Source organism: Streptomyces sp. NPDC058051 (assembly GCF_042885475.1).
Classification (GTDB): domain Bacteria; phylum Actinomycetota; class Actinomycetes; order Streptomycetales; family Streptomycetaceae; genus Streptomyces.
Genome location: NZ_JBHVRW010000047.1, coordinates 21,046 through 27,095, shown reverse-complemented (window position 1 = coordinate 27,095; position 6,050 = coordinate 21,046). Strand labels below are relative to the sequence as shown.

4 protein-coding genes and 2 pseudogenes are annotated in these 6,050 nt (G+C 69.5%); 2 read left to right on the top strand and 4 right to left on the bottom strand.

Going from position 1 to position 6,050, the window contains the following annotated elements:
- The 3 genes and pseudogenes from ACFVUT_RS36745 to ACFVUT_RS36735 form a co-directional block, all read right to left on the bottom strand.
- Positions 1–360 (bottom strand): annotated as a pseudogene (locus ACFVUT_RS36745) (ISAzo13 family transposase); the annotation flags it as partial.
- A 107-nt stretch (positions 361–467) separates the two neighbouring features.
- On the bottom strand, positions 468–3,416 hold the full coding sequence (locus ACFVUT_RS36740) for a BTAD domain-containing putative transcriptional regulator (RefSeq protein ID WP_389655450.1): 2,949 nt from the start codon (positions 3,414–3,416) through the stop codon (positions 468–470).
- Positions 3,417–4,236: 820 nt separating this feature from the next.
- Entirely contained in the window at positions 4,237–4,788 is a 552-nt protein-coding gene (locus ACFVUT_RS36735) for a GNAT family N-acetyltransferase (RefSeq protein ID WP_389655452.1), read from the bottom strand.
- Positions 4,789–4,883: 95 nt separating this feature from the next.
- On the opposite strand from ACFVUT_RS36735, the gene ACFVUT_RS36730 reads away from it, so the two are divergent.
- A complete protein-coding gene (locus tag ACFVUT_RS36730) occupies positions 4,884–5,444 on the top strand; it encodes an MBL fold metallo-hydrolase (protein ID WP_389655454.1) in 561 nt (186 codons plus the stop codon).
- Positions 5,445–5,476: 32 nt separating this feature from the next.
- On the opposite strand, the gene ACFVUT_RS36725 is transcribed toward ACFVUT_RS36730, so the two are convergent.
- Positions 5,477–5,602, bottom strand: a complete 126-nt coding sequence (locus ACFVUT_RS36725) for a hypothetical protein (RefSeq protein ID WP_389655456.1) — start codon at positions 5,600–5,602, stop codon at positions 5,477–5,479.
- 237 nt (positions 5,603–5,839) lie between these two features.
- Here ACFVUT_RS36725 and ACFVUT_RS36720 point away from each other — a divergent pair.
- A pseudogene (locus ACFVUT_RS36720) lies at positions 5,840–6,050 on the top strand (thioredoxin family protein); the annotation flags it as partial.

The window sequence follows — 6,050 nt, the reverse complement described above, 5'->3', positions numbered from 1 at the left end:
GTTCCTGGTCGACTTGGTCGTCCAGCGCAGCGGCGACATCGGGTCTCCGCGCATGTCCGGCTCGACCAGGGCGAACAGCGCTGGCCGCAGCCCCGCGTCCAGGTCTGCGGCCTTCTTCCGTCCGCCTCCAGGCCGGCGGACCCGCCCCAAAGGCGCCTCGCCCGCCTCCAGCTCATCCGCCCCCTTGCGGACCGTCGTCTCGCTGGCCCCGGCGGCCCGCGCGACGGCCCGGATCCCGCCGTGCCCCAGGACGCGGGCCTCGCCTCCCATCAGTAGACGTTGCTGCCGCTCGTCCAGGTGGGGGAACAACACCCCGAACTTCGCCGCCAGTTGACCTCGAACCTCTTGCGGTATGCCCATACCACGTCAACGAGCCACATCACCGGAAGCAACACGTTGATTCTCTGCGAGCCCTTACGGCGTTGTACACCAATCCGCCCACGTGTCCTTTCGCCCGTTCGTCGGAGTCAGGCGGTCTGGCAGGTTGCCAGGCCCGCTTTCGCTCGTGCGTATTCGAAGATGTGTGCTTCGGCGCCGGGGATGGCGAGCGCGGCCAGGAACTGTTCACGTCCTTGGAGGAGGAGGCCTGCGGTGGCGTATGTCTGGCCGAGCCCGCAACGGATGTCCATCTCCAGTCGGTCGTAGTGCGGTTCCTTCAAGGGGTCGAGCTGTTCGTGAAGGGCGAGTGCTTCGTGGTGGAGGGAGAGGGCTTTGTCCAGGTCGGTGGTTTCCTGGGCGGTGCCGAGCCGGGCCAGCAGGAATGCCTGCTGGAAGGTGGATGCGCTCTGTGCGACCAGATCGAGGGCACGGCGGAACATGCCGTACGCCTCGCGGTGGCGGCCTTGGCTGAGGTGGACGTCCCCGATACAGAAAAGCGTCTGGCTCAGCAGGTTGGGTCTGCCGCTGATCTCGGCGCGGGCGTAGGCGAGGCCGAAGCAGTCCAGTGCGGCTTCGATGCGTCCGTGGTAGTGGTGTACCGAGCCGAGCAGGCTGAGCGACATGCCGGTGAGCCAGCTGTCGCCGACCTTCTTGGACAGGTTCAAGGCCGTGGTCAGTTGAGGGGTGGCGTCCTCTCCCCGGCCCAGGCTGAAGGCGACGGCTCCCAGTCCGGCCAGAGCGCGGGCCTCTTCACGTGTTTCACCGTTCTGGCGGCTGAGCTCCAGGGCTGTGGTGAACCATGCGTGCCCTTCCGTGAACCGGCCCTGGTAGAAGTCGATCATGCCCATACCGCTTCGCAGAGCGGGAACCATCCGCCGGTCGGCCGCTTCCTCGGCGCAGACGAGTGCGGTTTCGAGGGTGGCCCGGCACTCGTGATAGTGGCCTCTGCGCAGGAAGTAGTCAGTCAGCGCCTCAGCGATCCAGCAGGCGTGATCGGCTTCGCCCAGCGCGGCAGCATGTGCGACGACGTCGGGTAGTTCGGTGCCTGCCGCATCCAGCCATCGCTCCGCGTGTTGCCAGTCCGAGAACGGTGTGCTGACGGGCTGCGGTCCTGTGGGGAATCCGCCGGGGCCCCAGTCGCTGGCGAGGCGGCCCGCGTCCAGGTAGAGGCGGAACAGGGCGGTGCGTGACGGGGCTTGCTCCTCGGGCGTGGCCTGGGCGAGGCGGCGCGCGTGTGCCCGGACCAGGTCGTGGAAGCGGTAGCGGCCCGGGCCGGGCTGCTGGAGGAGGCTGACATCGACGAGGCCCTCCAGTACGTTCTCCGCTTCGGCAGGCGGGCAGCCCAGCATGGCCGCCAACGCCAGTTGGTCGAACTCGGCCGTCGGGACGAGTCCCAGGACCCGAAATCCGTGCTGAAGCTGTGGGGGGAGCTGGTCGTAGGAGAGGCTGAAGGCTGCTTCGACGCTGCGGTCCCCGGCGCTGAGTTCGGCGAGCCGGGCCTCGTCGCCGCTCATCCGTTCCACCAGGAACGCGGGGGTCCACGTGGGCCGGGTCTGCAGACGTGCCCCGACGATCCGCAGTGCCAGGGGCAGGCCGTCGCAGAGCCGGGCCAGTTCGCCCATGGCCTCCGGCTCGCTGTCCGCTCGCTCTTCCCCGACCAGGTGCCGCAGCAGTGACACCGCACCAACGGCTTCCAGGGGTTCCAGGGTGATCCTGAGGTCGGCGTCGAGTTCGACCAGGCGGCGGCGGCTGGTGACCAGTACGCGGCTGCCCGGCCCGGCCGGAAGGAGCGGGGCGACCTGCCGTGCGTTTGCCGCGTCGTCCAGTACCAGCAGGATCCGCAGCGAGCTCGTGGCGGTGCGCCACGCCGCGGTGAGTTCGTCGAGGTCGCTCAGCGCCTCGCTGTTGGGTTCACCGAGGGAGCGGAGGAGCCTGCGCAGAACCCGTTGCGGCGTGAGGCTCTGATGTTCCTCGTTGTGTGCCCGCAGGTCCGCGTAGAGGCATCCGTCCGGGTAGTCGGCGCGCAGTTGGCCGGCGGCGTGGAGCACGAGCGTCGTCTTGCCGACGCCCGCGGTGCCGTCGATGGTCGTGAGGGACACCGTGTCGCTCGGGACCGGGGCGTTCAGCAGGTCCAGTTCGTGTGCGCGTCCGTCGATGCGCCCGACGACGCCGGGCAGGTCGTTCGCCGGGCGCCGGGGGCGGACCGGGCGGGCCGGCGCACCGCCGAGGAGGAACGTGTCGTCGCGCCGCAGAACCGCCGCGTGGACGCCCTGGAGCTGTTTCCCGGGGTCGACGCCCAGTTCGTCGGCGAGTCGTACGCGCATGGCAGCGAAGGCCCTCAGTGCCTCGTCCTGCCGCTCGACCGCGTACAGGGCTCGCATCCGCAGGCCCAGCAGCGGCTCGTTGAGGGGGTCGGCGGCCGTGAGCGCGGCCAGCTCGTCGAGTGCGTCGCCGGCGCGCCCGAGTCCGACCAGGCACTCCAGTCTTCCCGCCTGGAGTGCGCCGCGGCGTTCCGTCAGCAGTTTCCGCTCGCCCCGGGCGAACGGGCCGGGCAGCCCGGCCAGGGGCTCTCCCCGGAACAGGGCGAGTGCGGCCGTGAACCTGTCGGCGGCGGTGGCCAGGTCGCCCGCTTCCTTGGCCCGCCGCGCCGCCCGGGTATGTGCATCGAGTTCCGCGGTGTCCAGTTCGAGGTCGTCGAGGACGAAGCGGTATGCGCCGCCACCGCCGCGGATCACCGAGGCCCTCGGCCCGGCTCCTTGCGGGTCGAGCGCCTTGCGCAACGCGAAGACGTAGCTGGGAAGTACGCGGTGGCCGGACTCCGGCGGGTGCGTACCCCATACGTCGTCGAGCAGTTGCTCGTAACCGACCGGTCTGCCGTGGCGCAGCACCAGCACCACCAGAACGGCCTGCCTTCGTACGGGGCCGATATCCAGCGTCGTCGGCCCGCGGCGTACGGAGACCGGCCCCAGCAGCTCGATCCGCAGCCGCTTCGACGCCCCGTCGCCCCTCGCGGTCCCCCGGCTTCCCCTCACTGCCACCTCGCACATCATCAAAATTTCATCCGCGCTGAAACGCCCGCGGTCATGGTTGGTGGGACCGCGCGGATCCCGGGGCGAAGTCGCCCCCCGGGCAACGGAGTTCGGCGCGGCGTCCCTCGACCGTTCCGGACGGGGGCGGAAGGCCATGAGCGGGCCTTCTGTCCTTGTCCGGGGTCAGAGTATGTCCGCGAGGACTCGGCGCCGTACGGGGGACCGTCCCGCTCGGCCCGTCCATATCGCACGGTCCCGGCCCCGGCTGTCCGCAAGATCCCCTTTCCCACAAGGGTAGCGCCGCGGTGTTCGCGGTCGGCGCACGAACGGGGCAAGACCAGGCCGTCGGCGGCAGGTTGGCTGAATGCGGGCCACCACGGCGCGACGTGCGGAACGAGCGAGGAGCAGATCAGCGTGGCGGAGATCAAAGGCGTACGGTCGCCAGCCAATGTGCCGGCCGACGAATCCGGCTCGATGGCGCCGTACGAGGGCGATCTCTCCGGCGGTCCGAACTCGCTGTGCGAGGGGCCGCGGGCACTCACCGCTCACCGGCACAAGCATGCAGCACGGTCCTCCGAACCACCGTACAGCTGGGCCCGGCGCCTCGGAGTCGCCGGGCATCACGCAGGCGGAGCCACGAAGTCTCATCCCCGGTCTCCGCAAGAGCGCGTCAAGAACAGGCGTGAAAGGGAGTCATGACCGGCCCGAAGCCAACCGGCGAGCAGCCGCTGCCCCGGCACGGATCCGCAGCGGACGAGTCGAACACGCCACCAGCCCCTGACAGCACGCCACCCCTTCCGGACCATTCACCGCCAGGGGTGGGGATGCCTCAACGGGGTGGAGTGGGGCGTTCCAACCGCCAGATCACGTCGATGCCGCTGTCTGAGGGTGCCGCGGGTGGCGTCACCTGCTCGCGTCGGACTTCGGTGAAGCCGAGCCGGCGCGGGATGGCGCCGCTGGAGGTGTTGGCCAGGTCGTGTGCGATTTCGAGGTATGCCACGTCCGGCAGGGCGAATGCCTGGGCCACCATGGCTGTCGTCGCTCGCGTGGCGATGCCCTGGCCGGTGACGGCAGGGTGCAGCCAGTACCCCATGTACCAGCCTTGGGGTTCGGCGCCGCGGTAGGTCGAGCACATGCCGATGAGCCCGCCGTTCCTCGTCATGGCGAAGTTGTATGCATCGCCGCTGTCCCACTTCGCGTCGGACTCTGCGAGGAAGTCGCGAGTCTTCTCCTCACTGTGATGGGCGACCCACGGCATCCACGGGCGGAGGTGGTCGAGGGACTCCTCAAGCAATGTGAACGCCAGATCGAAGTCGCTCTGCCCGCGCCAGCGTCGCAGGGCAAAGTCTCCGCACTCGATGATCTGCTTCGGCCGTTCCATGGCGGTCATGATCGCCGGACAGCGCGGCTCGCCGCAACAGGATATGGAGGGATCGGTCGGCTCTCTACCTGGTCAGACGCCGGTAGCAGATCAGGGTGGCAGCGATCCGTATCGGCTTCGCCGAGCGCCTGCGAAGCGCCCACAGCGTATTGGTGTTCGTTCATACCGCCGACGCCGTCCGCACCCGCACGGGTGACAAGCCCAGGGCCGCGTTCGGCCCCCTGCGCCTCGGCCCGACACTCGGGTTCTTCACCTACTCCATCCGCAAGAACGGCCTGCGCCCCCGTTATGTCAGCGAAGTCACCGAGATCGGTGACGGCGACGTTCTTGATCTGCCCGGGAGCCCGGCGATCGTGGGCAGGCCGGGGCACTCGCCGGGCAGCGTGGCGGTGCACGTCCCGCTCGCCGACGCAGTCTTCGTCGGGGATGCCCTGACCACGCGCCACGTCCTCACCGGACGGGCAGGCCCGCAGCCGGCCCCCTTTACCGACGATCCGTCAGAAGCGCTCGCATCCCTCGGCAATATCGCCGATCTGTCGGCATCCCGGGTGCTCCCCGGTCACGGCACCCCCTGGCGTACCTCGCCGGCCCGTGTACGCAAGGGGGTTCAGCCGGCGCACGCCCCTCAAACGCCCCGTCGGCATCAGCGATCGTGACGAACGAGGTCAGGCCGTTTCTTTCCTTCGGATCATCTCGCCGACCCGATGAAGATGGCGGCGACGTGGAGTCCGGCGAGGTAGATGGTGGCGGTCTTGTCGTAGCGGGTGGGGTGCCACGAGGCGCCGTGGAGTCGAGTGAGGTGAGAGACCTTCACCGCCGGGTTGTCGCAGCAGCCCGGTGAAGCAGGGGGGCAGTTCGCCTCGGGGATGGCGAGGCGGGCGGTAAGCAGCCCCGACGACGCCGGGACGGGCCGGCACTGCCTGACGGCCCGGCCCCGGCAAGCGAGATGTAGGGACTCGCCGCTCGTGACATGTCGTCCCGGTGCTCTCGCCCACCGCACACCCCCAAGCCCACGAGCGATGCCCCGTGAGCAGCCGGTGTCAGCGGGCTCCTGGCAGGTCACCAGCAGCAGAGCCCAGTCGAGGCCGACTGCCTGAGCAGCAGTCAACCTGTACTCCTCGGCTTCCGGGTCGGGCTGGTGCGGCCCGTGCCGTCAGGTCGCCCCCTTGCGCGAGGCGATCGCGGTCGAGGGCGGCGAGAAGGTCAAGAGTGTCAAGCTCAGCATCGACGAGAACCCGGCCACGGCAGCCAAACGTGGCGTT

Coding starts and splice junctions, on each gene's coding strand:
- ACFVUT_RS36735 (WP_389655452.1), bottom strand. CDS start 4,788: ATGGAACGGCCGAAGCAGATCATCGAGTGCGGAGACTTTGCCCTGCGA.